This window comes from Undibacterium sp. TJN25, assembly GCF_049339885.1.
GTDB lineage: Bacteria > Pseudomonadota > Gammaproteobacteria > Burkholderiales > Burkholderiaceae_D > Undibacterium.
On the sequence record NZ_JBMPPM010000008.1, the window covers coordinates 118,040 to 144,089 of the forward strand.

Consider the following 26,050-nt stretch of genomic DNA (forward strand, 5'->3'; position numbering starts at 1 on the left):
TTGAATCAGGCGCTTTTCTATTGTAGATATCAAAACTGCTGCCTCCCATACCGGTATATTGGCATGTCAGAATTTATGGGTAATACCAAGGCCGAATCCTGAAGGGTCCTGTCCTGCGGCGAGCCCCGGCACTGGATTGCCAGACAGGTTGTATACAGCGTATTTATCGTTGTTGATCCTGGTGTAGGCGGCCCATAGCTCCGTCCTTTTGGACAGGTTATACCCGTAGCCCACAGCATACTGGCGGGCGCCGGATTCTCCGCCGGGTTTGCCGGTGCCGCCTACGCCCGCTGCGGCATTGCCACTGGCGTTCATGGCTCTCACATAGGATGCGCGGAAGATATGGACGCCGATTTCGTGGGTTGCCGCCAGCTGCCACGCGTCGCGGCCAAGATGAGTGGTAGCAGTAGGTTCGTAGCGCAATTTTTCCCACGCAAAGCGCAGGCGGGTATTGCCGATATTGTAGGCTGCACCCAGTTTATGGCCGGCATCTCGCGTATTCGCCGCAAAATATTCGGTGTGCTGTTCATAGCCGTAGGCGAGGTAAAGTGAACCTTGTTCATAGGTCAGCAGTGCTGATACCAGTCCCGGATTAGTGGCGGCGGTTTTTTCTTCCCTGGCGCTGGTCGCGATCCTCGCATTCCAGCCGTTCCAGGCTGGGGAGAAATACTGCAGCAGATTCTTCTGGCGCCGGTCAAATGAAGCCGGTGCGACGCCATTGCCGGCGGTCGAAAATCCGTTTCCGAGGATGGAGTTGGACGCAAAAATCCCGGCAGTAAACGGATCGATCGCATATACCGAGACGAAACGGTAAGGGGATTCCCAAATGCCTCCCAGAATTTGCCCATATCTGCCACGCAGCCCCACGCCGGTATTGCGGGTGAATTCGCCGCCGGTGCCGGTATCGACAAACACGTTCGACTCCAGCTGGAAAAAAGCCTCCATGCCATCGCCAAGATCTTCCTTGCCACGGAAGCCCAGCACCGACAGGTTGTTGGAAACCCTTCCGATATGTCCTGAGCTTCCACTAACGCTCTCGGCATCGACTTTCAAAAATCCGTAGATGCCGATATTGCTGTCCACAGTGTCGACCGCGGCATGCGCGAGGGGCGGCGCTACTATTGCCAATAAGAAAAATGCGCTTGCAATGCTTCGTGGCGGGGCGTTGCAGATGACTAATGTTTGCACTTCACGTTTCCTTGATTGTTAGGATTATTGTGTACAAATATTAGTTCTTTTGATCTTATATGTATACTTATAAATAAATTAGAATTTATATAAATTACCAATAAATTTCTTATTGATAGTTGAAAAAGGAATTTAGATATAAAAATTTGGCATGTCTGGGAATGAATTATTCATTTTCACTTATTTCAGCAGCGATGCATACTCAAATCCAACAAGCAGGGAATGGAGTAGGGCGCGCGAGATTGCCGTAGGTGTTTTCATAGTAAAAACATGGCGCCCAAAGACATTTTTTTATAGCTGGATTCCATTCAGAACTGCGATTACAAGGATGAGGAATATGAAGTTGAACAGGGAACACAGCATCGCACTGGATGCGGAAGACCAACTGGCAGCGTACCGTGGCAAATTTGCCTTGCCCGAACAGGAAATTTATCTTGATGGAAATTCTTTGGGCGCCATGCCTGCCCATCTGCCCGCGCGCATGCAGCAAGCCGTGGCCAGCGAATGGGGCAATGGACTGATCCGTTCGTGGAACGATGCCGGCTGGATTGATCTGCCGCAGCGCGTGGCCGCAAAAATAGCACGCCTGATAGGCGCCGAGGGCGATGAAGTCATGGTCGGCGATTCGACCTCCGTCAATCTGTTCAAGGCGCTGGCCGCTGCACTGCGCCTGAACCCAGGCCGTAAAGTCATCCTGACTGAACGCGGGAACTTCCCCACCGACCTATATATAGCGCAAGGTATTGCCGGCTTGTTCGACGCCGAAATCCGTTATGTTGATTCCGACGAGGCATCGGTGCTGGCTGCATTGGACGAAGACGTTTCCGTATTGATGCTGACGCATGTGAACTACCGCAGCGGCCGCATCTACGACATGCAGAAAATCACGGCCATGGCGCACGCCGCCGGCGCACTGTGCATCTGGGATCTTGCGCATAGCGCCGGAGCCGTGCATGTGGAATTGAATGCGGCGAAGGCCGACATGGCCGTGGGTTGCGGCTACAAATATCTGAACGGCGGTCCTGGCGCACCGGCATTCGTCTTCGTCGCCTCCAGGCATCTGGACGATGTACGCCAGCCGCTGTCCGGCTGGCACGGACATGCGCAGCCCTTCGAGTTCCTGCAGGAATACCAGCCTGCCGCCGGCATTAATCGCATGCAATGCGGCACGCCGCCGCTGCTGTCGATGATTGCACTGGATGCTGCGCTGGAAGTGTTCGAAGGGTTGGATATGCAGCAGTTGCGCGCAAAAAGCAGGGCGCTGGGCGACTTGTTCATCCGGCTGGTGGATGAAAAGCTGGCGGGCTACGATTTCGGCATCGCGTCTCCGCGCGACAGTGCCTTGCGAGGCAGCCAGGTGGCACTGACGCACGCGCAGGGCTATGCGATAGTGCAGGCCCTCATCGCGCGCGGCATCACGGGCGATTTCCGCATGCCGGACATCCTGCGTTTTGGATTCGCCCCGCTATATGTCCGTTTTGTCGATGTGTATGACACGGTGGAAGCCATTGCGGAAATCATGGAAAAGGATGAATGGAATCAGGAGAAGTTTCTCACTAAAAAAGCGGTGACCTAAACTCAGGCATGGACCAGGCGCTGTCGTCAGCAGCGCCAGTGCAATGAATGAGAAGCCTGGCGAACTGTTTGCCCGCCTAAGAAAGACGCAGCCAGAGCTGCGCGGAAACGGCGGTGCGAACAAGTTCCAACAATGAAATTGATGTGTATTAAAGAAATCAATAAACGGGAAGAGCAAGATTAACCAGGAATCTTTAATGGAGGAGGCAAAATGAAGTTCAAGGAGATAGTTGCATCGGCATTGCTGGCTGCAGGGGCCGGCATATCGGCGAACGCACTGGCAGAAGATGGGGTAAAGATATCAGGATTCATCGATTTGAATCTTGAGCGGCTTTCAACTCCGCAAAGCAGCACCAGCCGCATTTCCAGCGGTGGTTTGAATGCGTCGCGTCTGGAGTTCAGCGGCAGTGAAGATCTGGGGGACGGCAACCAGGCATTCTTCGTGCATCAAATGCAGTTCCAGGCAGATACCGGCGTCGGGCCGACGCCGCGCGAAACCTATGTCGGGCTGAAAGGGGCATGGGGCGCGTTGTCGCTGGGTCGCCAGAATACGCCTTCCTATTGGATTGCTGCGTATGCGGATCCAAGTTGGTCGGCCGATTACAGCCTGGTCAGCAATATGCAGTTTTTCTACGCTCCTTACCGGGAAAATAATTCCATCTTGTACCAGACCCCGGTCATTGGCGGCTTCAAAGGCCGCTTCATGGCAACCGCAGGCCAGGAAGATACGACAAAAAATGGCCGTGTCGTCAGCACCGGTGTGGAATATCGCAACGCCGGCTTATATGTCGGCCTGGTCAGCGACCAGAAATATATCAAGAATATTTATTCGTCCAATATAGAATCGTCGCGCGATAATTATCTGTCCTTGACATACCGTTTTGCCAGCGTTGAGCCTACCTTCATCTACCACACCTACAACGGATACTATGCCTATCCTCCGTACGTGGGATTTCAGACCAAGGGCTGGGATGTGCAAGTGGGGGCGCGCTGGAATATCGACGCCATTAATAATGCCTACATCAGCTATGTCCATAAAAAAGACGCCTACAATGTGAAGCTGAGCGACGCCGACGGCTTGCTGATCGGCTACGGCTACCGGTTGTCAAAGCGGACCAACCTTTATGCCAACTACGGTCGCATCAATATCAAGAATGCGACGGCGGTAGCTTACCCGCTGACGTTTAACAGCAGCGGTGCGGCGCCCGACAAAGGCGTGCAGCTGGGGATACGTCACGCCTTCTGATTTTCTGACAGGGTCGCGTGGAAATGCATGAGCATCCACGCATGTGCATAGACTGACACTGCTGCGTGCAGCAACGCAGCAGATTTTCAGATGAAAGAAAAAGCAATGAAAAACAAAATCCTTATTAATACGATGCTTACGCTGTGCGTCGGCCTGAGCGGCGCGGCCTTTGCCCAGCAGCCGCGCAGCGGCGCCAACCTGAATGCACCGGATGCACCACAGGCGATCGACAGCAAAAGCCATGTATTGTTGCCGGGAGAACCAGCCTATCCCGCGCCAGGCAGTTATGGCTACGACAAGGCTACCGGTAAATTCAAGAGTCCGGACATGACCCCGGACGCCTACGGCGCCCATCCGGTAGAAGGCAGCCTGCCTTACCTGGATCAGAACCAATACCTGAAAAACGTCAAGGTCGAAAATTTCACGCCATCCGTTGCCGGCGCGGGCCACAGCTGGCAGGCGTCGTTCGATTTCAACGGGCGCCGCTATCTGTACGATTATGAAACCTGGATGTATAACCTGTTCGATATCACCGATCCGCATGACATCAAGGTGGTACAGCAAAAAACCTTCAACACCCGCGCAGGCGAGCATCAGTTCGGCCCGTTCAATGTCAAGTTCAATAAAAAGCTGAACAAGATGATTGCGGTGCAATGTTATGAGATCACCCGTTACGGCCTGCTGTCGAACAAGTATACCAAACCGGACGAAGTGAAGAATGTGCGTGAACGCAAGATGCTGCGTGGTTTCCGCATGTTTGAAGTCACTAGCCCGATGTGGACCGACTGGAAGCTCTTGTCGGAAACGTCGCTTGATCCTTACCATTCCGCCAAGGACCAGCCCCAAGAGGGTTCGGGTTGCCAGGACGTGCCCGTGTATAACGGTGACCAGTACCTGTTCGTTGCCGGTGCGCCCGACAACAGTTTTGCCAACCAGGAATACAAGACTTACCTGTACACCGGCGGTCAGATGGCGTTTGACGTATCCGATCCTTCCAACCCCAAACGCCTGTCGATGTGGTGGGCGCCCGGTTCGCGTTTAGGTGAAGAAGAGGAATACAAGAAGAATCCGCGTGCCGGCAACAAGACATCGTGGATGGGTTCGCGCATGCCTTTGTTCATACCAAAAACGGTGGAGCAGGGCGGCAAATACGGTTATGCGGCAATGGGCGGTTTTGGTTTCTACGTGATCGACATTTCCGACCCCAAGAACCTGAGAGCCGTGTCGCATATCGACATGCCCGTCAGCGTCACCGGTACTGAAGGCGATAATATCGACGTGTCAAAAATCGATGCTACCGGCATGGTCTACTACAGCGGCTATCCGATGAGCGAAGACTGCTACGAGCCGCTGAAGGCGATCTATTCAATCGACGTGCGCGATCCGTTGCATCCGAAAATTGTCAACACGCTGCCTACGCCGACACCACCGAAGGAAGCGCCGTTCACCGATTTTTGCCAGCGTCGCGGCAGCTTCGGACCGAAACGCAGCGGCTATGCACAAATCCAGCCGGGTACGCCGAGCCCGCGCTATATGCCTTATTCCTACTACAACGCCGGCATGCAGATGTTCGATGTCAAGGATCCACTGAATCCGACCATTGCAGCCTACTTCGTGCCGAAAATGATCGATGCGAATCGCAAGACGACAGATGGCCAGACATTGTCGATCCGTGCGCTGCCTAATCCTGTGCACAGCATCTTCGTTGAGTGGGACCGCAATCTGATCTGGGTGTTCTCCAACCACGGTATCTACACGCTGTCCACGCCACTGCTGGGTGAAGCGGTGTTCGGGATGCCGCAGGCGAAGAAGTAAAAATAGAGGCAAATAGAAGCAATAGAAAATAATAGAACTGTGTTGTGCGGAGGCCCGGGCGCCGCGCAACACAGTTTTTTATTTTGAGCGAATTGCAAAGCCTGTTCCGTTACAAGGGACAAATAAAAAGTAGGCAGGCTTTGCAATACGTTTAATCATTACACCAGGAGTAAAGCCATGAAAGCGCTATTTATCGCCACCGTACTGATGGCGGCCTCCATGCCCGCCCTAGCTGCCTCCAGCAGTGAACAGACCTGCCGGGCCTGCCACGCCATGGAGACCAAGCTGGTCGGGCCGCCATTCAAGGAAATTGCCGCCTTCTACAAGAATGACAGCAATGCGCTCGCCCACCTGAAGAAAAGCATGCTGGAAGGGAGCTCAGGCCGCTGGGGCAGCGTATCCATGCCGCCGAATACCGGGCTCACCGAGGCAGAGGCAGAACAGTTTTCGCACTGGATCATGAGCCTGAGCAACGGCACTGCAAACGGAGCTGCTGCAGCGCAGGAAAGCAAGAGGTAGCCGCGATGCTGTCATATCAGCCGCGACGAAATTGGATGGCCAATACCTTGAACTGATGCAACCGGAAGGTATGGTGCAGGGGAAAATCAAACGGTTAAAAGAGAAAGGGTGGACCGCCAGCGGTACCACCCTTTCTCTTTCCTTTCTCCGCTCCCGTTCCGAAGAGAGCGGCCTTGCGCAATCAGCGCCTGCGGTACCACACGAAATACACGATACTCAGCACCAGCACGAAAGGCAGGCCGCTGAGCAGTGTCATCTGGAACTCCCTGGTATAGGCTGTAGTGATCATGATGGCCAGCATCAGCCCTGCGCCGAGCAAGGTCAGCCAAGGAAAGCCCCACATGCGGAAAGCCAGCGGCCTGTTACCCTGGGCCGTCCAGCTGCGGCGGAAAAAATAATGGGTAATGAAGATCATCATCCAGGTGAACATCGCGCCGAACATGGAGACTGCCATCATCAAGGTAAATGATTCCTTGGGATACAGGATGCTGAGGGCGGCAGCGACGGCAATGCCTGCGCAGGACAGAACCAGCGCACCGACCGGTACGCCACGCCTGCTCAGGCGACCAAAGCGGGGTGCTGCGTAACCTGCGCGCGACAGGCTGAACATCATCCGTGTGGTGATATACAACTGGCTGTTCATCGCCGACAGCGCCGCCACCAGGATCACGAAATTGATTACTCCCGCAGCGCCTGGAATATCCAGCGCTTCCATGACCTTGACGAAAGGGCTCTTGTCGCTGCCCGCCGCGGTCCAGGGGACAATGGCCAGCATCAGCGCCAGCGTCAGCAGGTAGAAGATAACCAGGCGCAGCATGGCAGCGCGGAATGCGCTGGTAATCGCCTGTTCGGGATTTTTCGCCTCTCCCGCTGCGACGGCAATCATCTCTATGCTCAGGTAGCTGAAAATGGAAACGATGACGGCGATCCACATGCCTTTTCCGCCGTTAGGGAAAAACCCTCCGTGGATCAGATAGTTCTTGAAGCCGATAGGGCCATCTGCCGGTGCCGCATATACCATGTAGGCGCCCAGCAGGATAAAACCCACGATGGCGATAATCTTGATGGTCGAGAACCAGTATTCCACCAGGCCGAAGATGTTCACGCTCAGTGCATTGACCAGTATCAGGCAGCCGGCAAACAGCACGATCCATAGCCAGGCCGGAGATCCGGGAAACCAGTATTGCATGTAGAGGGCCACAGCCGTGACCTCGGTGCCGATCGCCAGCACGATGGATGCCCAGTAGGCGTAGCGCACCATGAAGCCGGCCCAGGGGTTCACGTAGTATTCGGCATAGGCGCCGAAAGAGCCGGAGGTCGGGTGCGCTACCGTCATTTCGGCCAGGCAGCCCATCAGCAGCAATGCGATCAGCGCACCTATGGCGTAGCTGATCAGTACGCTAGGGCCGGCGAAGCTGATGGCGAAACCGCTGCCCAGGAAAAGCCCGGTGCCGATGGCGCCGCCGATGGCGATCATCGACATCTGCCGGCTGCTGAGCGAGCGGTGCAGTCCTTGCTCGCGCGCGACAATGTCGTCGAATTGCCTGGTATGGATAGTCATGTCATCTCCTGAAATTTTGTTTGAGTATTGATTTACACGTGTAGAAGCGACGGAGCGATGCATTGCATCGCTCCGCTAGGTATTTCTATTATTTCTATTGCGGGTGTGGCTGGATTAGAGCTGGAAGAACGCGTGTGCGTTGCCGCCCAGCAGACGCTGGCGGCGGGCATCCGGGAAGCCGGAAGAACGTATCAGGTCGCCGACCTTCTGCTCGCCCAGTGGATAGGGATAGTCCGATCCCAGCATCACGCGCTCCTCACCCATGACATCCACCAGTAAAGATAGCGCACGCCGGTCGAACACTGCCGAATCCACGGAAAACCGGTTCACATACGAAGACGGCGGATGAGGGCAGTTTTCGCGGACGATGTCGCGTTCGCGCCACGCGTTGTCTACCCGGCCCAGCAGGAAAGCGAAGCTGCCGCCACCGTGCGCAAAGCAAATTTTCAGCGATGCGGGCAGGCGTTCAAACGCGCCTGACATGATCAGCGACAGTATGCCGAGCTGGGTTTCCGCGGGCATGGCAACCAGCCATGGCAGCATCCATTTTTTCATCCGGTTGTCGCCGCCCATCATGTCCCAGGGGTGGACCAGGATGGGGATATCTTCATTGGCGCAGTGCGTCAGGAAGATCAGCAGGCTTTCGTCATCCAGGTCGCGGTCGCCGAGATGATTGCCGATCTGCACACCCACGTGCCCTATGGCCTTGGCGCGGCTGGCTTCGCGGCAGGCTGCGTCGATATCCTGCAGCGGCACTTGGGCCAGTGCCTTGAGGCGGCGGTTGTTGTGCGAACAAAGTTCAACGGCATAGTCGTTCATGCGCTGCGCCCAGGGCAGGGCTTGCTCAATCGCATAGCGGTAGCCGAACATGACCGGCGTGGCGCACATCAGCTGGATATCCACACCCGACCTATCCATCTCTTCTATACGGCGCGCAGAATCCCAGAGTGCGGAATACACCGGGCGGAAGGGTTTGTCGCCGGTCATGATCATGCCGTGTTCATTGTCCTGTATCTGTAGCCAGGGTGCGGCGCTGGCGTCCAGCGCTGCGGCTTCCTGTTGCGTGATAGGCGGGAAAAAATGGGAGTGGATATCGACGACGGGTGTAGATGTTTGGCTCACTATGAATTTTCCTTGTTGTTGAGCTCGGCTGTTGCAGCAGCATGCGCGTGCCTGCCGGGGTGGACGGTCTTGCATTGGGGACAGACCCGCAGTTCCGGATGGCCGTAGAAGCGCTCGAACAGCGGTGGCAGATCGCGCACGATGCTTTTCAACTGGATATCCACGCGATGCACGAGATGGTTGCAGTTAAGGCAGTACCATTCAAACCCGTCCATGGTTCCCGCGGGACGCTGGCGCTCGATCACCAGGCAGCGGCTGTCCGGTTCCGGCCGCTGTGGCGAATGGCGCACGTGCGGCGGCAGCAAAAAAATATCGCCTTCCTTCAGTTCCAAGCGTTCAACCTTGCCCTGGTCCATGATGTTCAGATAGGCGTTACCTTGGAACTGATAGAAAAATTCTTCAAACGGATCGTCGTGGTAGTCGGTGCGCAGATTGGGACCGCCGACGACCGTGACGATAAAATCCGCATCCTGCCAGATCTGCTGGTTGCCAACGGGTGGCTGAAGCAGATGAGAATGTTCATCCAGCCAGCGCTGGAAATTGAAAGGCATGCCAAATTTAAACATGGTGTCTACCTCATTTTGTGAGCGGTTTATAGGCAATCGCCTTGATCTCTATCAGCAGGTGCGGATGCGGTAACTGGTGCACTGCCACCGTAGTCCGGGTGGGGCCGTCGTAGCCGAAATATTCGCCGTACACTTCGTTATAGCCGCCGAAATCATTCATGTTAACTAGAAAACTGCTGATTTCCACAATGTCCTGCAAATCAGCGTCTGCGCTGCGCAGGATATCGCCCATATTATCGATCACTGCCCGGGTTTGCTCCCGTATGTCCAGGCTGGTGGTGCCCATTGCATCAACTTCGACGCCGGCCAGGCTATTGTCGGGGCGGCGCGAGCTGGTACCGGACACAAACAGGAAATCGCCGGCGCGCTTAAGATGCGGAAACTTGCCGCGCGGCCGGGCCTTGCCTTCCACCAGATGGGCCTGAGTGCCCGTTGCGGCATTCGGCCTGTTGTCTGTGCTCATGCTTGCGCTCCTGTCGCGAATTCCACCCGGCCCAGCCCGCCGATCTCGGTGCTGACATGGATGCCGGGCAACAATGCCTCGGCCGCCGTCGCGGCTCCCGCCATGATCAGTGAGCCGGCCGGTATCACCATGCCTGCGCGGTGAGCCAGATGTGCAGCCTGCACCACGCTGCGCAGGGGATTGCCCAGGATGGCACCTGTGCTTCCCATCAGCACAGGCCGTCCGTTGAAACGCACGACAACCCCGCGGTTGGCCAGGTCGCTGATCCGGCTACTGAACATCCCGACGACGACGCCGGCGGAAGAGCAATTGTCGGCAACCACGTCTTCCAGCGTAAACTTGAAGTTGCGATAACGCGAATCGATAATTTCCATCGCAGGCGCAACTCCGTCAACGAAGGCGGCTGCCTCCAGCAGGTTTAACGGCCCATTGATGTCGCGGCTGGTCAGGAAGCAGACCTCAGGCTCTACCCTTGGATGAATGAAATCGCCGAGGCTGATTTCAGCGCCTTCTTCATACAGCATCGCATCCGTCAGCAGGCCCCAGATCAGGTTGTCCACGCCCATCTGTACCATCTTGGCCCTGCTGGTAAAGCCCAGTTTCAGGCCAACGGCTTTTTCGCCGCGCGCGTGGCGCAGCGCGATCGATGCGTGCTGAATATCGTAGGCTTGCTGCAGCCTGAACCCATGTTGCGGGCTCAGGGGATCTATTTCGCGGTGGCTGGATGCCGCTTCATCCAGCGTGCGGGCCAAAACAGCAATGTCCAGCGCCGTGAGGTTTTCTACCGATTGCACCGAGCTCATGCTGCCTCCTGTGGTGTCAATGCCTTTTGCTTGATCAGGTCCAGGGCCACGTCGACGATCATATCTTCCTGTCCGCCCACCATGCGCCTGCGTCCGAGTTCCACCAGGATGTCGACCGCGGCGATGTTATATCTTGCTGCCGCGGCTTCCGCATGCCGCAGGAAGCTGGAATATACGCCGGCATAGCCCAAGGCCAGTGTTTCTCTATCTACCCGCACTGGTCTATCCTGCAATGGCCGCACCAGGTCGTCGGCGGCGTTCATCAGCGTGAACAGGTCGGTACCATGCTTCCAGCCCATCCGGTCTACCGCGGCGATAAACACTTCCAGCGGTGCGTTACCCGCGCCTGCGCCCATGCCCGCCAGCGACGCATCGATACGGTCACAGCCGTTTTCCAATGCCACGATGGAATTGGCGACTCCCAGCGACAAATTGTGATGCGCATGCATGCCGGTCTGGGTTTCCGGTTTCAGTACATCCTTGAATGCCTGGAAGCGTTGTTGCACATCGCTCATCGACAGGGCGCCGCCGGAATCCACCACGTACACGCATTCGGCGCCGTAAGTTTCCATCAGCTTGGCCTGCTGCGCCAGGTGCTGCGGACTGGTCATGTGCGACATCATCAGGAAGCCGACGGTATCCATGCCCAGCTTGCGCGCATGTTCTATATGCTGGCGCGAGATATCGGCTTCGGTGCAGTGGGTGGCGATGCGTACGGTGCGCGCACCGGCTCCGTAGGCTGCATCAAGGTCATGTACCGTGCCTATGCCCGGCAGCAGCAGCGTTGCAATGCGCGCATGCTGCAGCACCTCGGCGACGGCTTCTATCCATTCCAGGTCGGTAAACGCGCCAAAGCCGTAGTTGAAGCTGGAGCCGCGCAGGCCGTCGCCGTGGGCGACTTCGATGCTGTCCACCTTTGCCGCATCCAGCGCCCTGGCAATGGCCACTACCTGCTCCAGCGAATACTGGTGGCGGATCGCATGCATGCCGTCACGCAACGTGACGTCGGAGATGTAGATTTTTTTGTCTTTGCTGACATTCCTACTTGTCATTTCGGTTCCTTTATACGGCCAGTTTGTTACTGGCAATCCGTTCAGCCGCGGCGAGAGCGGCAGACGTCATGATGTCCAGATTGCCTGCATACGAAGGCAGGTAATGCGCGGCGCCTTCCACCTCCAGGAATACCGAGACCTTCAGGCCGGAGATTTTTCCCAGTCCCGGGATGTTGATAGGCCTGTCAGCAGGTATGCGGTCGAACTGCACGTCCTGTTTCAGCCGGTAGCCGGGCACATAGGCGCTGACTCGGCTGACCATGTCCAGTACTGATGCGCGCACGTCCTCTTCATTGGCAGACCCATCCGCCAGACAAAATACGGTGTCGCGCATCATCAGCGGCGGCTCTGCCGGATTCAGAACGATGATGGCCTTGCCTTGTGAAGCACCGCCGACGCTGACGATGGCCTGCGACGTCGTTTCGGTAAATTCATCGATATTGGCCCGGGTGCCGGGACCGGCCGACTTGCTGGCGATGGAGGCAACGATTTCTGCGTAATGCACGGTGGCTACCTGCGATACGGCGCGCACGATGGGGATGGTCGCCTGGCCGCCGCAGGTGACCATATTGATGTTCTGGCTGGACAGGTGCTGTTCCAGGTTCACTACGGGGATGACATAGGGGCCGATTGCGGCAGGGGTCAGATCCACGACCTGGATGCCGTGCTGTTGCAGCACGCGGTTGTGTTCCGCGTGCGCGCCGGCTGAGGTGGCATCGAAGACCAGTTTAATGTCGCTGAAATTGGGCAGCGCCGTCAACCCCTGTATGCCTTCGTGCGTGATGGCGACGCCCAGTCTGGCGGCACGTGCCAGGCCGTCCGATTGCGCGTCTATACCGACCATGGCCGCCATCTTCAGATACTTCGCATTGCGCATGATCTTGATCATCAGGTCTGTGCCGATATTGCCCGAACCGATGATCGCCACCGGCCATTGCCTGCCTGCGCCCGTGTGCTGCTGGTCCTTGTGATTCATTGAAACTCCAGAAAATTGAATAGGTGTTCACTGCAGCGTCACCATTGCGGTAGCGCGGATCAGCCCGCTGCAAATGCCGCGCGCACGCTGCCCAGGCCTTCGATGCTGGCTTCGAATACGTCGCCAGCGACTGCCACCACCATAGGGCCGAGTGCACCGGTCATGACAACGTCTCCCGGTTGCAGCGGGCTGCCGACCTGCGCCATCATGTCTGCCAGCCAGACGGCGGCGGCGAGCGGATTGCCCAGGCAGGCTGCACCCGCGCCGACCGATACCTGGTCGCCGCGCCGCTCCATCAGCATGCCGCAGCCTATGATGTCGAAAGCATCCAGCTTGACGGGGCGTGAACCGAGCACATACAAACCGCTGGAGGCGTTGTCGGCAATGGTGTCTGCCAGGCGTATGTCCCAGTTGGCGATGCGGCTGCCGACGATTTCTATTGCTGGCAATGCATAAGCGGTGGCATTGATGATGTCGGCAATGGTATGTTTGCCGTGTGTCAGCGGCTTGTCGATGATCAACGCGATCTCGGCTTCCACCTTGGCTTGCATTACCCGGCCGCGTCCGACCTCTTCGCCGTCTGCAATGCACATGTCGGCAAACAGCATGCCGAAATCGGGCTGGTCCACACCGAGCTGTTTTTGCACAGCCTTGGAGGTCAGCCCTATCTTGCGGCCCACGAGGCGTCGGCCCTGGGCAAGCCAGCGGTCGGTGTTGATTTTTTGAACGGCGTAGGCGGCAGCTACGTGGTCGGCACCTCCGCCTATCAGTTCGCGCACCGGCGTGCAGGCTTGTGCATTCTGATGGGCGTTCCACAGCAGGTCTGCTGCTTGTTGAAGGTGATTGCTCATGGTGTCCTTATATAATTGAAGCTTCGGATTTGACGAAGGAAAATTCGATTTCCACACACGCTCCCAAGGGCAGGGCGCTGACGCCCACAGACGTACGGGCCGGCGGCACCCGGTCGGCGGTGAATACCGCTTCCCAGGCGGAGTTGATATCGACAAAGGCGTCCATGCGGGTGGTGTAGATGCGTGCAATCAGCAAGTCGTCCAGCCCCAGTCCGTAGTCGGGCAGGGCGCGCTGCAGATTGGACAGGATGCACGCGGTCTCGGCTGCAGGGCCTCCGGCGACCAGCGTGCCGCTGGCCGGATCCAGTGCGACCATACCGGATACTTGGTAACTGGAGCCGATTTTCACGCACGGACTGTAGCGAAACTTGGGGGCAGGAATATTGCCCGATTGCAGGGTGATGCGCATGGTCGTGGCCTATAGCTTGATGCAGATGTTGGCGATATCGGAATAGAAGTCCAGCGAGTAGCGGCCGCCTTCGCGCCCTAGTCCGGACAGTTTGACGCCGCCGAAGGGGGTACGCAGGTCGCGCAGGTACCAGGTATTGACCCAGACCAGGCCGACATGGATCTGGCGCGATACCCTGTGAGCGCGGGACAGGTTGGTGGTCCACAATGCGCAGGCCAGGCCGTACTTGCTGGCGTTGACGCGCTGGATAATTTCTTCCTCCGTATCGAATGGTGCGATATGGCATACAGGGCCGAAAATTTCTTCGCTTGTGCAACGCGCCTCGTCTGAAAGACCAGTCCATACGGTGGGCTGGACATAGGCACCCTGGTCGCGAGCGTCGCCGAAATACGGCACGCCGCCCCCAGTGATGAGGTTGGCGCCTTCTTCCAATGCCAGGCGGTAGTAGGACAGCACTTTATCGCGATGTCCGTGCGAAATCAGCGGTCCCATGTCGACGCCGTCCGTATGAGGGAAGCCGATTTTCAGCGCCTCAGTTTTTTGGCGGATGGCAGTGACGAATCTGTCGAATAGCGAGCTATGTACGAATACGCGTTCCGAACACAGGCAGACCTGGCCCGAATTGGTAAAGGAGGAGCGCATCACGCCGGCGACTGCAGCATCGAAATCGGCATCTTCGAAGACCACGGCTGCGTTTTTGCCGCCCAGCTCAAACGACACTTCCTTGACGCCGTCGGCGACGGCTTTCATGATGGTGCTGCCGGTACGGGATTCGCCGGTAAAGGTCAGTGCATCGATACCTGGGTGGCGGGTCAGGAATTCGCCGGCCGAGTTGGCACCCAGTCCGTGGATCAAGTTGAATACGCCAGGCGGTATTCCTGCATCGCGCATCACCTCGGCCAGCAGCGTGGCGGAAGAAGGGGACTCTTCAGATGGCTTGGCGACGACGGTATTGCCGCAGGCCAGTGCCGGAGCAACCTTCCATGTGAAGAGTAATAGCGGCAGGTTCCACGGTGAAATGATGCCCACAACACCCACCGGCTTGCGCACGGTATAGTTCAGCGCCCCCAATCCGTCGGCAGTCGGCATTTCATAGGCATCGGTGTTGGCGGTAGAGGCCAGGTCGGCAAAGGTGCGGAAGTTGGCGATGCCGCGGGCGATATCCAGGCTGCGTGCCTGGTGCACTGGCCGGCCGGTATCGGCCACTTCGGCAGCGACAAATTCCTCGAACCTTGCCTGTATGCCGTCTGCTACCTTGTGCAATAGCTGCGAACGCTGCTGCACGCTCATGCCGGCCCAGGGACCTTTGAGCGCTTCGCGGGCGGCCGCTACAGCAATGTCGACCGTTTGCCGGTCGGCTTCACAGACAGTGGAAATCAGGCTGCCGTCGACGGGGCAGATATTGTCGAATTCTGCGGGGCTGGTGACGAACTCGCCATTGATGAAATGGCGCAGCAATACGGGGGTATCGGATTTCAAAACAGGTCTCCTGGTATCTTGCTTTGCTATTGCGGCGAATAGCTTTTAAGCGAGTATAGGAAAGACTTGAAATAAAATATAATGAAAAACGAGGTCTTGGGTATTCTAATTATTTATATCAGACCAGCGATGCCGGCTAAGTGGCCTGGACTATCAGAATCACAGTTCCGCGGCGGCGAGCTTCAGGCATTGGATGAAATGCAGGGCCGCCGGCGTTGTTGCTTTTTCCGCGCGCACCGAATAGCCGATCTTGCCGAACTGGCCGATATCACCTAGTTCCAGGATGGACAGCAGCTTCATCTGCGCGAAATGCTGGGCTACCGCGCGCGGCATCAGCGTGATCGCCTGCATGGATTGCATCAGCCCGATGTTGGTGAGCAAGGACAGGGATTCGACGACGTTGGACGGCATGCTCAGGCCGGCATCCAGGAACAGTTTTTCGGCGGTGAGCCTGGCGGGAGATTCGGTGACAGGAAGCAGCCATGGCCAGTCCAGCAGATCGCGTAGCGGGATTTTTTTCTTCAGCGTCAGCGGATGTTCATTCCAGACGGCGGCGCACAGCGCTTCTTCATACAGCACAGTGTGTTCAAAGCTGAACATGCGCGCCAGCGGCAGGTCTGCCTCCGGCAGTCGGCCCACCACCAGGTCCAGTTCGCCGGTTGCCAGTGCCGGAAACAATCTGTCGGTCGGCCCCTCTCGCACGGTGACGAGCACGCCTGGCCGGTCCTGCTTGAGTTTGGCGATGGCAATCGGCAGCAGGCGTGCTGAAGCGGAAATCAGCGTGCCGATAATCACGTGGCCGGATTCCCCGGTGCGGAAGGAATTCAGTTCGTCAGTCAGATGGCGCAATTCGGCGATGACGGATTTGACATGGCCGCCCAGCAAGGTGCCGTAGAAGGTAGGGACGACGCCACGGTTGGTGCGTTCAAATAATTCCACGCCCAGGTCGGTTTCCAGTTCCTGTATGGCTTTCGTCACGGCGGGCTGTGTCAGGTTCAGTTCCTTGGCCGCGCGCGCGATGGAACTGGACGCCAGCACCCGGTCGAAGATCAGCAGCGGCTTAAGCTTAAGCCGGCGCAGCATGACGTCAACCAGGGGGATATTGCTGCGCGGTGTGTCCAAATGCTGCTCCTGTGTAATTGGCTTGCAGTGGCTTGCTGTGGCTTGTTGAGAGCTGGCGCGGAGTGTCAGCCAGCCGTTTCAGCCTGGCGATCCTTGATCACTTCCAGCACATGGATGCTGAGGCGTGTCGCATGGTTGCGCATGGCGATATAGGACTTCTCCGCATCGGAAGCCAGTATGGCCGCCATGATTGCGTCATGTTCGTCGTGCGACATCACCAGCCGCCGCTCTACGCCGGCCTGTGCGGCGCGGAACTGCGTCAGGCGCTTGCGAAGGTTGTCCATGGTGTCGGTCAGGCATTTGTTGTGCGCGCCGACGCTGATCAGGTGATGGAATTTCTTGTTGAGTTCCAGGTAGCCTTCTTCATCGCCTTTTTCTATGCGCTCCTGGCTTTGCACGTGGATCAGTTCCAGCTGTTTCTTCTGTACCGCGCTCATGCGCTCGGCGCAGATACGGCAGCACAGCGCTTCAAGTTCGCACATCGCTTCCAGCATGTCGGCCAGTTCATCCAGGCTGATACTGATAACGATGCCACCCTTGCGCGGCCGCAGTTCGATCAGCCCGCGGGCGGCGAGCTCGCGCAGCGCCTGGCGGATAGGGGTACGCGATACCTGAAAACGTTCAGACAATGCGATCTCTTCCAGGCTCTGGCCCGGAGCGAGCGTGCCGCTGATGATTTCATCCGCCAGCACGCGGTAAATTTTCATCGAGATGGTTTCCATCGATTCACTCTTTTCTTTTTTGTCGGCTTCGTTTTGTTTGCTTTGTTATGACGAGATTGCAGCGGGGATCCCGGCCCCTCAGCAAGTGTTGCATTTTACCTGCAGAGTTTGCGCATATAAAGTGTGGCAACAATATTATGACTATATATAAATACCAATTTTTATTTAAAAATTTAAATAAAATTAAATGTATACATATAATTAGGGCTTCAGTAAAATGTTTTTTGATAAAAACGAATTGATCAATCAACGGGAGCGCATAGCATGAGTAAAGACACCAGTAGCAAGTCCGGCAATAAATTGCGTCATATCGCGATATCGGTACCTGATCCCTGGAAGACGGCAGAGTTTTATCAAAAAGCCTTCGGTTTTAAAAAGGTCGGTGAAACGGATTCCTCACTGGCCCGTGGTGTTTACCTGAGTGATGGGGTCATGTCCATCGCCTTGCTGAACTATAAAAGCGACCAGGCTGCCGGTGAGGAAAGAGGCAAGGACTTTGTCGGCCTGCACCATATCGGCGTCTGGGTGGACGATATCGTCGCGGCCAGGGCAGAGGCCGAGGCGGCCGGCGGCACCTATTACATGGGCGAGGTTCCGGTAAAGGGCAATATTTTCTACGAAGTCAAATATCGCGATCCGGATGGCATCATCATTGACCTGACCGATCATGGCTGGGGCGGCGCAGCCAAGGATGTCGTATCTGCGGCGGAAGGTCCTGCTTTCAGGAACCCGGATCTGAAAGCGGATCGTAGCGGCATCAAATAAACAAAATAAAAGCGAAGCCCGCCAGAAAAACTTTTGGCTGCCGGGGGGATACCGGCAGCTGCGCTATTTTCAGGATGTGCCGTTTTCAGGCAGGCTGTTTTTCAAAGGCGTACCGGCAAGGCAGGCTGCGATATTTTCCATCAGTGCCTGGTGCTGAGCCAGTTGCGCTTCTGGCGAACGTCCGGAAATATGCGGCGTCAGGATCAGGTTGTCCATATTGAGGGCTTGCGGCGGAATCTCGGGTTCGTTTTCGATTACGTCCAGCGCCGCGCCGGCGATCAGTCCTTCCTCCAGCGCCTCTATGAGTGCGGCTGTATCCACCACGCTACCGCGCGCGATATTCACGAGGAAGCCCTGCGGCCCCAATTGCTGCAACACATCACGGTTGACCAGGTGCCGGGTTGCCGCTCCGCCGGGGCAGGCCAGCACCAGGTAGTCGCTGGCGGCTGCAAGCGCAACGACGCTATCCACATGCCGGTACGGCAGGCTCGGTCTGGGCCGTCGCGTGTGGTAACTGATCTGCATGTCGAAGGCCGCTGCGCGCCTGGCGATCAGTTCGCCTATATTTCCCATCCCCAGCAGTCCAAGCCGCTTGCCGTTGACGGCGGGCCGCTGTCCACGGCTTTGCAGCCAGGCTCCGGCCTTGACGGCGCGGTCCAGTTCCGGCACGCCGCGCGCGATGGCCAGCATCAGCGCCAGCGCATGGTCAGCAACAGTGGCGTTATTGACGCCCGGGGCATGGGTAACGGCAATGCCGCGCCGTGCCGCTGCCGTCAGGTCAATATTTTCGTAGCCTGCGCCATAGCTGCTGACCAGCCGTATTTGTGGCAGCAAATCCATCTGTGCAGCCGACAGACCGGTGCTCCCATTTGTAACAACCATACCTATCTGTTGTCGCTGGGCCGCCGCCAATTGACTCAGCTGCTCGATATTTGGCAAGTTGACCAGGCCGTAGTGCTGTTGCAAATCCGCGATAAACGGCGCTTGCATAGGGATCAGTGTAAGGACCCAGGGCGCGCCGGTTTCCTTGGCATGGCTGAGGGGAGAGATGTTTGTCATGAGTGTGCTTCCTTAGAATAAGTGAAGAAAATTTTTACACAATTAGCTTGCAATGTATACATATAAGATTTATTGTATTCATTAATGAGTTAAATGTATGTCGGATTACCAAGAGGAGACAGTTTTAATGTGGCACGCAATAGCGACTTACGAAGATAGACAGGGAACCGCAGGCGAAAAAACGGGTTTGGTAGTGGGCGATGCAATGTATGATCTGCACGCTTTATTACAGGCTAACCCACATCTGGCGGCAGGGCTGGGTGCCGACGCAAAGCTTGCCAATGCGGTCCAGGACTGGGAAAAGCACGCGGCAGGTTTCAGGCAACTGGCGACGGCAGTACCGGCCTTGCTGGTCAAAGGGCTTATTCATCCGCTGGACCCTGCGTCCTATCGTCTGTGCGTGCCCTATGTGCCAGGCAGGATTTTCGGGGCGGCGTCGAATTATTATGAGCATGCGCGCGAGATGGGCACCGAACTGGCGCCGCGTGAAGAAAGCGCGCCTTATTGCTTCATGAAAGCCGAAACCAGCGTTACCGCGACCGATACCAAGGTGGTGATGCCGCGCGACACCGAGAAGCTGGACTGGGAAGTGGAGCTGGGCGTGGTCATCGGCAAAAGTTGCCGCAACGTCAGCGTGGAAGATGCATACGATTATGTCGCAGGCTATACGGTGTTCAATGACATCAGCGCAAGGGACCTGAACCGCCGCAGCGATTATCCCTTCAAGCACGATTGGTTCCGCGGTAAGAGCCACGATACTTTCGGTCCCATGGGGCCGTGGCTGGTGCCGCGCGACTGCATCGCACATCCGCAGCAATTACGCATGCAACTGGAAGTGAACGGCGAAATGATGCAGGATGATACGGCCGAAGGCATGATTTTCAATATCGCCGAGCAGATTGCCTACTTGTCCGGCATCCTGACCTTGCGTCCCGGCGACCTGATTGCAACCGGCACGCCGACCGGCGTGGGGATGGGGCGCGGCGTCTACCTGAAACACGGCGACCAGATGACGGCAACGATAGAAAAGATAGGCAGTATCAGGAACTGGGTAGTGGCTGCCTGAGCAAGAAATGCATTGAAAGGGAAAAAGCCTGTTGCGGATAAAAAAGACCAAGTCCGGCAATACCGCGATACGGTACCCCTGAATAAGTTGCGTAGCAAATTGTTTAGCGTTTTGGAGACAGACAAATTGAAGAGTATGCATATCGATAGAGGCGTGGGTTTACGCCTGGATAAAAAGCTGGCGACGGGCCTGTTAGCCTTGGCCCTGTTGGCGGTCTGCGTGTCCGCCCTGGCGGCGGACAAGGTACGTTTCAACCTCGCATGGCTGCCGCAAGGCAGCACCAGCGGCGTGCTGGTGGCCATTGCAAAGGGCTACTACAGCGAAGCCGGGCTCGATGTCAGCACCACCCGCGGTTATGGCGGGCAGCGTACCGTCAATGAAATTGACCAGGGCCTGTTTGAGTTCGGTTATGGCGACCCGATCAGCATCATGCTGAATCGCGCCCAAGGCGGCAAGACTGTCATGGTGGGTGCGATCAATACCCGCTGGCCCGCTGCGCTGTGCTACCTGGAAAAACCGAACCGCAAAATCAAGTCCATTGCCGATCTTAAGGGAATGTCGATAGGCGGCGGCGCAGCATCGCCATTGCAGAACCTGGTGCCTGCGTGGCTGCAGGTGAACAAACTGCCGGCTGACTATGTCAAGCTGCTGCGGCTGGATCCGGCAGTCATCAATACGACGTTTCTTGACGGCAGCATAGACCTCGCAGAATGCTGGGAAGGCGCCAACAAGCCTGTGCTGGAGCAATTGGCTGAGAAAAACGGCATGAAGCTCGGCGCGTTGCGCTACCGTGATTACAACCTGAATTTATACGGTAACGGCATCGTTACCACAGAGAAGCTGATTGCCGCCAATCCTGACCTCGTCAAGCGCTTCGTACAGGCGACCTACCGCGGATACGAATTCCAGAGCAAGAATCCACAGGAAGCGGTGGAGCTGGTCGCCAGGCAGCAAAAACTCATCGATAAAAAGGTATTGCGCCAGCAGATAGAAGAAACCAGCCAGTTGATGGTAGATCCCGAAGCGACCGGCAAGAAAACTGGCTGGATGCGCGTGGACCGCATGCAATACACGGTGGGTTTCGTCAAGAAAGCTTTCAATGTGACCGATAGCGTCAAGACTTCGGACATATATACCAACCGTTTTGTTGAATAGATCAGGCAGGAGACAGGTATGGAAAAATTAAGACCCAAAAAACTGGGGCATCTGGTACTCGTCGTGAGGGATATCCAGAAATCCGTCAAGTTCTATACGGAGGTAATGGGGCTCCAGGTGTCGGACTGGATAGATGATCAGATGGTGTTCCTGCGTTCAGGCGCCGATCATCATGATCTGGCGCTGTCGCAAATTCCCAAGGATTCACCCGACATCAATGACCTGCCGCGCTACAGCCGCCCGGGTGTCGAGCATTTCTCCTATCTGGTGGAAGACAGGGCGGAAATCGAGCGCACGGTGGAAGTGCTGAAAGCCCATGGCGTGGAAATCGTGCGTGGCATAGGCAAGCACGGGCCGGGAGAAAACCTGTTCCTCGTATTCAAGGACCCTGACGGCAATAATGTCGAAGTGTATTGCGAAATGACGCAGATACCCGCAGGAATTCCGCATGAAGCGAAAGTATGGGAAAGGAATATCGATTCTTTCGACCAGTACCGTTTCAAGCACTTTGTCGTGCCGCCGCCGCAAGCGGTGATCGATGCAAAAACCAAGAAAAGCTAAAAGCTGCCGGAGCGAGACAAATGAGACGCTGGATAGAAGCAATTGTATTTTGGGGACTGTTCGCCCTGATATGGGAATATGGGGTTGCGCTGTTTGGTGTGCGCAGCTATCTGATGCCGCCATTGAGTAAGGTCATCAGTGCCGGTTGGGAACAACGCGAGCTGATCGTCAGCGAAAGCTGGGTGACGCTGGTGGAGGTGCTGGTGGGGTTTACCGCTGCCGTGTTTGGCGGTGTGCTGCTGGGGGTAGCCATCCACTTCAGCGATTTTGCCAAGCGCACGCTGTATCCGTTCATCACTGCCCTGCAAAGCATGCCGAAGATTGCGCTGGCGCCGTTGATGATAGTGTGGTTCGGCTATGGCTTTGCATCCAAGATCGCTTCCACTTTTCTGTTTGCCTTTTTCCCGCTGGTGATTGCATCGCTGGGTGGCTTGTCCGGTATCTCGGCCAACCTGGACGAACACTTCCGCGCCCTCGGCGCATCGCGCTGGGACACCTTCATCCGCCTGCAACTGCCTTCGGCACTGCCAAGCTTTGTGGACGGCATCAAGATCGCGATGCCGCTGGCGGTGATAGGCGCCATCGTTGGCGAGTTTATCGGTTCGGAAAACGGGCTTGGCCACCTGATGACACTGGCTACCGCCAATGCCCAAACCGATCTGATGTTTGCCGCAATCCTGGTGATCACCTTCCTTGCCAGTATCCTGTACTGGATCGTCGAAGTCATGTCGCGCGCCGTGTGGTGGCGCGGCAAGTCCGTGTGAAGACGGAGAGGACCAAGTGGAACCTACTATGAACTTGAAAATGATGGTCAGCCAGCCGGTGGCCGCAGCGCCGGCTGCAGGGCCGAAAGAATCCCTTGCGAAAGAAGTGATAAGGGTTGCCGATGTGGTCAAGCGCTTTCCAGGCAAGCATGCCGTGAACGCGCTGGAAGATGTGTCACTGTCCATTCGTGAACGGGAATTTGTTTCCATCCTAGGACCGAGCGGCTGCGGCAAGAGCACTTTGTTGCGCATCGTAGCTGGCCTGGTGCCGCATAGCGAGGGCGTGGTGCAGGTGAATAACCGGGCGATTACCAAGCCCATCCCGGAAATCGGCGTGGTATTCCAGACCAGCAATATGCTGCCCTGGCTGACCGTGGAACAGAACATGATGCTGGGCGCGCAATTGCGCAAAATTCCCAAAGAAAGCATCGCCCCGAAGGTGAGGGAGTTGATACGCATGCTGGGCTTGTCCGGTTTTGAAAACAACCATCCGCACCAGTTGTCCGGCGGTATGCGGCAACGTGCTTCGATAGGGCAGATACTGGCGCTGGATCCGAGCATCCTGCTGATGGACGAACCCTTCGGCGCGCTGGATGCCTTGACGCGGGACTTGCTGAATGTGGAATTGCTGCGCATCTGGCAGGAACGCATGCAGACCGTATTGCTGGTGACGCACAGCATTCAGGAAGCAGTATTCCTGTCCGACCGTGTGCTGGTGATGTCAGCCCGTCCCGGCAGGATCATTCATGATATTGCGATAGATTTGCCACGTCCGCGCCGCCCTGAAAGCATCAAGGGGAATCCGCGTTATGGCGAATACATTGCGCAGATCAGCCAGATCATGGGGGTGTATTAATGTCTGCCGTCAACACCGGAAACTCAGGACAGAAACAGGCTTTTGCCGGACTGCCGGTAAAAGATCAGGCGATCCTGACCGAAATGGGGCCGCACTGGAGCCAGGACATTGCCGGCAACCGCCAGAAAGTGCTGGATATCTATACCCCTGTACTCGCAGCGACGGATCGGACAGGTTTGCGCGTGACCGCAGACGTCAGCTACGGCGCGCATGCGCGCCACCGGCTGGACATTTATCAGCCCGCAGCAGCCATCGATCCGCGTGCCAGCAGGCTCGCGCAATTGCCGGTTATCGTATTCGTGCATGGCGGTGCATTTTTGCGCGGCGACATGAACAGCAATGCAGAAATCTATGGCAATGTGCCGCGGTATTTTGCCCGGCACGGGTTTGTTGCCGTCAACCTGGAATACCGGCTGGCTCCCGAGGCCGCCTATCCCGGAGGCGCCGAAGATGTGGCTGCGGCCGTTGAGTGGATACGTCGGCATATCGCCGCATACGGTGGCAATCCGCAGCATATCGTATTGCTTGGGCATTCCGCTGGCGGAGCGCATGCGGCTGCTTATGCGCTTGATCCAAAAATGGTTGACGCCCGCGGCCAAGCAAGGATTTCCGGCCTGATTCTGGTCAGCGCCAGGCTCCGTGCCGACGTGCTACCGGACAATCCGAATGCCGGAGGTGTACGCGCCTACTGGGGGGACGACACTGCACGCTATGAGCAGCGGTCTCCGGTTACCCATGCGCAGAGAATAGATACACCCACGATGGTGGTGATTGCAGAATTTGAAAATCCCTATCTCGATGCCTATGGCGCGGAATTTTTTCACAAGATAACGGAAGCCTCGAATGCGCCCGGCGCCAGAAAATTCAGCCACCGTTTCCTGCAGGTCCTGAAACACAACCATACGTCCATCGTCGCGCACCTGGATACCGAAGATCACACCCTGGGACCGGCACTGATCGACTTTATAGCCAGTACCAGGCCGCTCACCCCGGGCTAAACCTCACACTTCAACGTTTCCTAGCGGAGGAAAATTATGTCAAATAAATTGACAGGCGTCTTTGCGCCCGTAGTAACCCCATTCAAGCCGGATCTCAGCCCCGATTTCGAGCTTTACCTTGCCCATTGCCGCTGGCTGCTGCAACAGGGCGCGGGTTTGGCAATGTTCGGCACCAACAGCGAAGCCAATTCATTGACGACGGCAGAACGCATGGTCTTGCTGGACAAGCTGGTGCAGCATGGCATTGACGCGCGGCGCGCCCTGCCAGGAACCGGCTGCTGCACGATACAGGACACTGTGGAGCTGAGCCGCCACGCAACGGTACACGGCTGTGCAGGCGTACTGATGCTGCCGCCTTTCTTCTACAAGAACCTCAGCGACGACGGCCTGTTTGCGTATTACTCCGAGGTGATAGAGCGGGTAGGCCTGCCGGACCTGCGAGTCTACCTATATCACATCCCCGCGTTCTCCGGTGTGCCCATCAGCCTCGGCCTGATAGAGCGGCTGATCAAGCGTTATCCGCAGCAGGTTGCAGGTATCAAGGATAGCTCGGGCGACTGGGGCAACCTGGAGGCGATGCTGAATCATTTTCCCGATTTTTCGATTTTCCCGGCATCGGAAAGTTTTCTCAGTCGCGCAATGCCGCTGGGTGCTTCAGGCTGCATATCGGCCACCATCAACGTGAATCCGGCCGCTATCGGCCGCTTGTGCTCTGGATGGAATACGGAAGCTGCGGTGCAGTGGCAGCATCAGGCGGACGTCATCAGGAAAATTTTCCAGGGTTACCCGATGATCGCGGCATTGAAGTTTGCGATCAGCCATTACAGCGGCATCCCTTCATGGCAGATCCAGCGGCCGCCGCTCAGCAGCCTCGCAGCGGATAAAAAGGCAGAGCTGCTGGCTGCGCTCGACGCCGCCAGTTTCAGCATGCCCGGCTTGCCGGCAGGAGGGAAGTCATGATGCCGCAGATCCGCCCGCTGGGGAAATATCCCAGTTTTTGCCGTGCCGGAGATTTCATTTTTGTTTCCGGCATGAGCGCGCGCCAGGCGGATGGAAGCATTGGCGGCACTACTTGCCTGGAAGACGGCAGTATCGTCCGCGATATAGACATTCAGACTCGCATCGTCATCCGAAAAATCCAGTCCGCGCTACAGGAAGCAGGAGCCGGCCTGGAGGATTGCGTCGCCATCACCAGCTATCTCGCTGACATGCGCCAGTTCGACGGATATAACGCGGTATATGCCGAATTTTTTGACGGCCGCGCCACGCGCACCACCGTCGCAGTGCAGCAATTACCGCATGCGCACATGGCGGTGGAGTTAACCGCGACCGCTTACAAACCGCTTTAATTCTTTGC

Annotated in this window: 27 protein-coding genes; 13 read left to right on the forward strand and 14 right to left on the reverse strand. The window is 56.7% G+C overall.

Features of this window, described 5'->3' with window-relative positions:
- Nucleotides 1-66 precede the first annotated feature (66 nt).
- A complete protein-coding gene (locus ACO0LO_RS20170; protein ID WP_422966744.1) occupies nt 67-1,188 on the reverse strand; it encodes a porin in 1,122 nt (373 codons plus the stop codon).
- A gap of 337 nt (nt 1,189-1,525) precedes the next feature.
- On the opposite strand from ACO0LO_RS20170, the gene kynU reads away from it, so the two are divergent.
- The 4 genes from kynU to ACO0LO_RS20190 all read left to right on the forward strand — a co-directional run bounded on the left by kynU (nt 1,526) and on the right by ACO0LO_RS20190 (nt 6,343).
- A complete protein-coding gene (gene kynU, locus ACO0LO_RS20175; RefSeq protein ID WP_422966746.1) occupies nt 1,526-2,764 on the forward strand; it encodes a kynureninase in 1,239 nt (412 codons plus the stop codon).
- A 210-nt stretch (nt 2,765-2,974) separates the two neighbouring features.
- Entirely contained in the window at nt 2,975-4,009 is a 1,035-nt protein-coding gene (locus tag ACO0LO_RS20180; RefSeq protein ID WP_422966748.1) for a porin, read from the forward strand.
- Nucleotides 4,010-4,114: 105 nt separating this feature from the next.
- Nucleotides 4,115-5,824, forward strand: a complete 1,710-nt coding sequence (locus tag ACO0LO_RS20185; RefSeq protein WP_422966750.1) for a hypothetical protein — start codon at nt 4,115-4,117, stop codon at nt 5,822-5,824.
- Nucleotides 5,825-6,001: 177 nt separating this feature from the next.
- Nucleotides 6,002-6,343: a c-type cytochrome gene (locus tag ACO0LO_RS20190; protein ID WP_422966752.1), complete on the forward strand. Its 342-nt coding sequence runs from the start codon at nt 6,002-6,004 to the stop codon at nt 6,341-6,343.
- Between the two features lie 181 nt (nt 6,344-6,524).
- On the opposite strand, the gene ACO0LO_RS20195 is transcribed toward ACO0LO_RS20190, so the two are convergent.
- The 12 genes from ACO0LO_RS20195 to ACO0LO_RS20250 all read right to left on the reverse strand — a co-directional run bounded on the left by ACO0LO_RS20195 (nt 6,525) and on the right by ACO0LO_RS20250 (nt 17,469).
- On the reverse strand, nt 6,525-7,904 hold the full coding sequence (locus ACO0LO_RS20195) for an amino acid permease (RefSeq protein ID WP_422966754.1): 1,380 nt from the start codon (nt 7,902-7,904) through the stop codon (nt 6,525-6,527).
- A gap of 114 nt (nt 7,905-8,018) precedes the next feature.
- Nucleotides 8,019-9,026: an amidohydrolase family protein gene (locus tag ACO0LO_RS20200; protein WP_422966756.1), complete on the reverse strand. Its 1,008-nt coding sequence runs from the start codon at nt 9,024-9,026 to the stop codon at nt 8,019-8,021.
- Nucleotides 9,026-9,592, reverse strand: a complete 567-nt coding sequence (locus ACO0LO_RS20205; protein WP_422966758.1) for a 3-hydroxyanthranilate 3,4-dioxygenase — start codon at nt 9,590-9,592, stop codon at nt 9,026-9,028. Before ACO0LO_RS20205 ends, ACO0LO_RS20200 begins: the two co-directional genes overlap by 1 nt.
- Before the next feature lie 10 nt (nt 9,593-9,602).
- Nucleotides 9,603-10,055: a RidA family protein gene (locus tag ACO0LO_RS20210; RefSeq protein ID WP_422966760.1), complete on the reverse strand. Its 453-nt coding sequence runs from the start codon at nt 10,053-10,055 to the stop codon at nt 9,603-9,605.
- Nucleotides 10,052-10,858 carry a 2-keto-4-pentenoate hydratase gene (locus tag ACO0LO_RS20215; RefSeq protein ID WP_422966762.1) on the reverse strand — a complete coding sequence of 269 codons (807 nt, stop codon included), beginning with the start codon at nt 10,856-10,858 and terminating at the stop codon, nt 10,052-10,054. The genes ACO0LO_RS20210 and ACO0LO_RS20215 overlap by 4 nt, the downstream gene beginning before the upstream one ends.
- A complete protein-coding gene (gene dmpG, locus ACO0LO_RS20220) occupies nt 10,855-11,910 on the reverse strand; it encodes a 4-hydroxy-2-oxovalerate aldolase (protein ID WP_422966764.1) in 1,056 nt (351 codons plus the stop codon). The genes ACO0LO_RS20215 and dmpG overlap by 4 nt, the downstream gene beginning before the upstream one ends.
- Before the next feature lie 10 nt (nt 11,911-11,920).
- The gene (locus tag ACO0LO_RS20225) at nt 11,921-12,886 is read right to left on the reverse strand and encodes an acetaldehyde dehydrogenase (acetylating) (RefSeq protein ID WP_422966766.1); all 966 of its coding nucleotides are present in this window, start codon (nt 12,884-12,886) and stop codon (nt 11,921-11,923) included.
- A 59-nt stretch (nt 12,887-12,945) separates the two neighbouring features.
- On the reverse strand, nt 12,946-13,737 hold the full coding sequence (locus ACO0LO_RS20230) for a 2-keto-4-pentenoate hydratase (protein ID WP_422966768.1): 792 nt from the start codon (nt 13,735-13,737) through the stop codon (nt 12,946-12,948).
- Nucleotides 13,738-13,744: 7 nt separating this feature from the next.
- A complete protein-coding gene (locus ACO0LO_RS20235; protein WP_422966770.1) occupies nt 13,745-14,146 on the reverse strand; it encodes a RidA family protein in 402 nt (133 codons plus the stop codon).
- Between the two features lie 9 nt (nt 14,147-14,155).
- Nucleotides 14,156-15,625 (reverse strand): 2-hydroxymuconic semialdehyde dehydrogenase, encoded by a 1,470-nt coding sequence (locus tag ACO0LO_RS20240; protein WP_422966772.1) that lies wholly within the window; start codon nt 15,623-15,625, stop codon nt 14,156-14,158.
- A gap of 159 nt (nt 15,626-15,784) precedes the next feature.
- On the reverse strand, nt 15,785-16,708 hold the full coding sequence (locus tag ACO0LO_RS20245; RefSeq protein ID WP_422967042.1) for a LysR substrate-binding domain-containing protein: 924 nt from the start codon (nt 16,706-16,708) through the stop codon (nt 15,785-15,787).
- Nucleotides 16,709-16,812: 104 nt separating this feature from the next.
- Complete coding sequence (locus ACO0LO_RS20250; RefSeq protein WP_422966774.1) at nt 16,813-17,469, reverse strand: GntR family transcriptional regulator; 657 nt, start codon at nt 17,467-17,469, stop codon at nt 16,813-16,815.
- 264 nt (nt 17,470-17,733) lie between these two features.
- On the opposite strand from ACO0LO_RS20250, the gene ACO0LO_RS20255 reads away from it, so the two are divergent.
- Complete coding sequence (locus ACO0LO_RS20255; RefSeq protein WP_422966776.1) at nt 17,734-18,234, forward strand: VOC family protein; 501 nt, start codon at nt 17,734-17,736, stop codon at nt 18,232-18,234.
- Nucleotides 18,235-18,303: 69 nt separating this feature from the next.
- Here the strand turns inward: ACO0LO_RS20255 and ACO0LO_RS20260 are convergent, their stop codons facing one another.
- Nucleotides 18,304-19,293: a 2-hydroxyacid dehydrogenase gene (locus tag ACO0LO_RS20260; protein ID WP_422966778.1), complete on the reverse strand. Its 990-nt coding sequence runs from the start codon at nt 19,291-19,293 to the stop codon at nt 18,304-18,306.
- Between the two features lie 127 nt (nt 19,294-19,420).
- Here ACO0LO_RS20260 and ACO0LO_RS20265 point away from each other — a divergent pair, with 127 nt between their 5' ends.
- The 8 genes from ACO0LO_RS20265 (at nt 19,421) to ACO0LO_RS20300 (ending at nt 26,042) form a co-directional block, all read left to right on the forward strand.
- On the forward strand, nt 19,421-20,359 hold the full coding sequence (locus tag ACO0LO_RS20265) for a fumarylacetoacetate hydrolase family protein (RefSeq protein WP_422966780.1): 939 nt from the start codon (nt 19,421-19,423) through the stop codon (nt 20,357-20,359).
- Between the two features lie 135 nt (nt 20,360-20,494).
- Complete coding sequence (locus ACO0LO_RS20270) at nt 20,495-21,514, forward strand: ABC transporter substrate-binding protein (RefSeq protein ID WP_422966782.1); 1,020 nt, start codon at nt 20,495-20,497, stop codon at nt 21,512-21,514.
- A gap of 18 nt (nt 21,515-21,532) precedes the next feature.
- Nucleotides 21,533-22,075, forward strand: a complete 543-nt coding sequence (locus ACO0LO_RS20275) for a VOC family protein (protein WP_422966784.1) — start codon at nt 21,533-21,535, stop codon at nt 22,073-22,075.
- A 20-nt stretch (nt 22,076-22,095) separates the two neighbouring features.
- Nucleotides 22,096-22,839 carry an ABC transporter permease gene (locus ACO0LO_RS20280; protein ID WP_422966786.1) on the forward strand — a complete coding sequence of 248 codons (744 nt, stop codon included), beginning with the start codon at nt 22,096-22,098 and terminating at the stop codon, nt 22,837-22,839.
- 28 nt (nt 22,840-22,867) lie between these two features.
- Nucleotides 22,868-23,695: an ABC transporter ATP-binding protein gene (locus ACO0LO_RS20285; RefSeq protein WP_422966788.1), complete on the forward strand. Its 828-nt coding sequence runs from the start codon at nt 22,868-22,870 to the stop codon at nt 23,693-23,695.
- Nucleotides 23,695-24,693: an alpha/beta hydrolase gene (locus tag ACO0LO_RS20290; RefSeq protein ID WP_422966790.1), complete on the forward strand. Its 999-nt coding sequence runs from the start codon at nt 23,695-23,697 to the stop codon at nt 24,691-24,693. The genes ACO0LO_RS20285 and ACO0LO_RS20290 overlap by 1 nt, the downstream gene beginning before the upstream one ends.
- 36 nt (nt 24,694-24,729) lie before the next feature.
- The gene (locus ACO0LO_RS20295; RefSeq protein WP_422966792.1) at nt 24,730-25,653 is read left to right on the forward strand and encodes a dihydrodipicolinate synthase family protein; all 924 of its coding nucleotides are present in this window, start codon (nt 24,730-24,732) and stop codon (nt 25,651-25,653) included.
- Nucleotides 25,650-26,042 carry a RidA family protein gene (locus tag ACO0LO_RS20300; protein ID WP_422966794.1) on the forward strand — a complete coding sequence of 131 codons (393 nt, stop codon included), beginning with the start codon at nt 25,650-25,652 and terminating at the stop codon, nt 26,040-26,042. Before ACO0LO_RS20295 ends, ACO0LO_RS20300 begins: the two co-directional genes overlap by 4 nt.
- Nucleotides 26,043-26,050: the final 8 nt, after the last annotated feature.

Bases quoted from the DNA above. Each gene is read 5' to 3' on its own strand.
- ACO0LO_RS20290 (WP_422966790.1), top strand. From the start codon at position 23,695: ATGTCTGCCGTCAACACCGGAAACTCAGGACAGAAACAGGCTTTTGCC.
- ACO0LO_RS20285 (WP_422966788.1), top strand. From the start codon at position 22,868: ATGAACTTGAAAATGATGGTCAGCCAGCCGGTGGCCGCAGCGCCGGCT.
- ACO0LO_RS20275 (WP_422966784.1), top strand. From the start codon at position 21,533: ATGGAAAAATTAAGACCCAAAAAACTGGGGCATCTGGTACTCGTCGTG.
- kynU (WP_422966746.1), top strand. From the start codon at position 1,526: ATGAAGTTGAACAGGGAACACAGCATCGCACTGGATGCGGAAGACCAA.
- ACO0LO_RS20215 (WP_422966762.1), bottom strand. From the start codon at position 10,858: ATGAGCTCGGTGCAATCGGTAGAAAACCTCACGGCGCTGGACATTGCT.
- ACO0LO_RS20185 (WP_422966750.1), top strand. From the start codon at position 4,115: ATGAAAAACAAAATCCTTATTAATACGATGCTTACGCTGTGCGTCGGC.
- ACO0LO_RS20245 (WP_422967042.1), bottom strand. From the start codon at position 16,708: ATGCTGCGCCGGCTTAAGCTTAAGCCGCTGCTGATCTTCGACCGGGTG.
- ACO0LO_RS20190 (WP_422966752.1), top strand. From the start codon at position 6,002: ATGAAAGCGCTATTTATCGCCACCGTACTGATGGCGGCCTCCATGCCC.
- ACO0LO_RS20195 (WP_422966754.1), bottom strand. From the start codon at position 7,904: ATGACTATCCATACCAGGCAATTCGACGACATTGTCGCGCGCGAGCAA.
- ACO0LO_RS20210 (WP_422966760.1), bottom strand. From the start codon at position 10,055: ATGAGCACAGACAACAGGCCGAATGCCGCAACGGGCACTCAGGCCCAT.
- ACO0LO_RS20230 (WP_422966768.1), bottom strand. From the start codon at position 13,737: ATGAGCAATCACCTTCAACAAGCAGCAGACCTGCTGTGGAACGCCCAT.
- ACO0LO_RS20205 (WP_422966758.1), bottom strand. From the start codon at position 9,592: ATGTTTAAATTTGGCATGCCTTTCAATTTCCAGCGCTGGCTGGATGAA.
- ACO0LO_RS20265 (WP_422966780.1), top strand. From the start codon at position 19,421: ATGTGGCACGCAATAGCGACTTACGAAGATAGACAGGGAACCGCAGGC.
- ACO0LO_RS20260 (WP_422966778.1), bottom strand. From the start codon at position 19,293: ATGACAAACATCTCTCCCCTCAGCCATGCCAAGGAAACCGGCGCGCCC.
- ACO0LO_RS20235 (WP_422966770.1), bottom strand. From the start codon at position 14,146: ATGCGCATCACCCTGCAATCGGGCAATATTCCTGCCCCCAAGTTTCGC.
- ACO0LO_RS20270 (WP_422966782.1), top strand. From the start codon at position 20,495: ATGCATATCGATAGAGGCGTGGGTTTACGCCTGGATAAAAAGCTGGCG.
- ACO0LO_RS20180 (WP_422966748.1), top strand. From the start codon at position 2,975: ATGAAGTTCAAGGAGATAGTTGCATCGGCATTGCTGGCTGCAGGGGCC.
- ACO0LO_RS20295 (WP_422966792.1), top strand. From the start codon at position 24,730: ATGTCAAATAAATTGACAGGCGTCTTTGCGCCCGTAGTAACCCCATTC.
- ACO0LO_RS20250 (WP_422966774.1), bottom strand. From the start codon at position 17,469: ATGGAAACCATCTCGATGAAAATTTACCGCGTGCTGGCGGATGAAATC.
- ACO0LO_RS20225 (WP_422966766.1), bottom strand. From the start codon at position 12,886: ATGAATCACAAGGACCAGCAGCACACGGGCGCAGGCAGGCAATGGCCG.
- dmpG (WP_422966764.1), bottom strand. From the start codon at position 11,910: ATGACAAGTAGGAATGTCAGCAAAGACAAAAAAATCTACATCTCCGAC.
- ACO0LO_RS20280 (WP_422966786.1), top strand. From the start codon at position 22,096: ATGAGACGCTGGATAGAAGCAATTGTATTTTGGGGACTGTTCGCCCTG.
- ACO0LO_RS20300 (WP_422966794.1), top strand. From the start codon at position 25,650: ATGATGCCGCAGATCCGCCCGCTGGGGAAATATCCCAGTTTTTGCCGT.
- ACO0LO_RS20255 (WP_422966776.1), top strand. From the start codon at position 17,734: ATGAGTAAAGACACCAGTAGCAAGTCCGGCAATAAATTGCGTCATATC.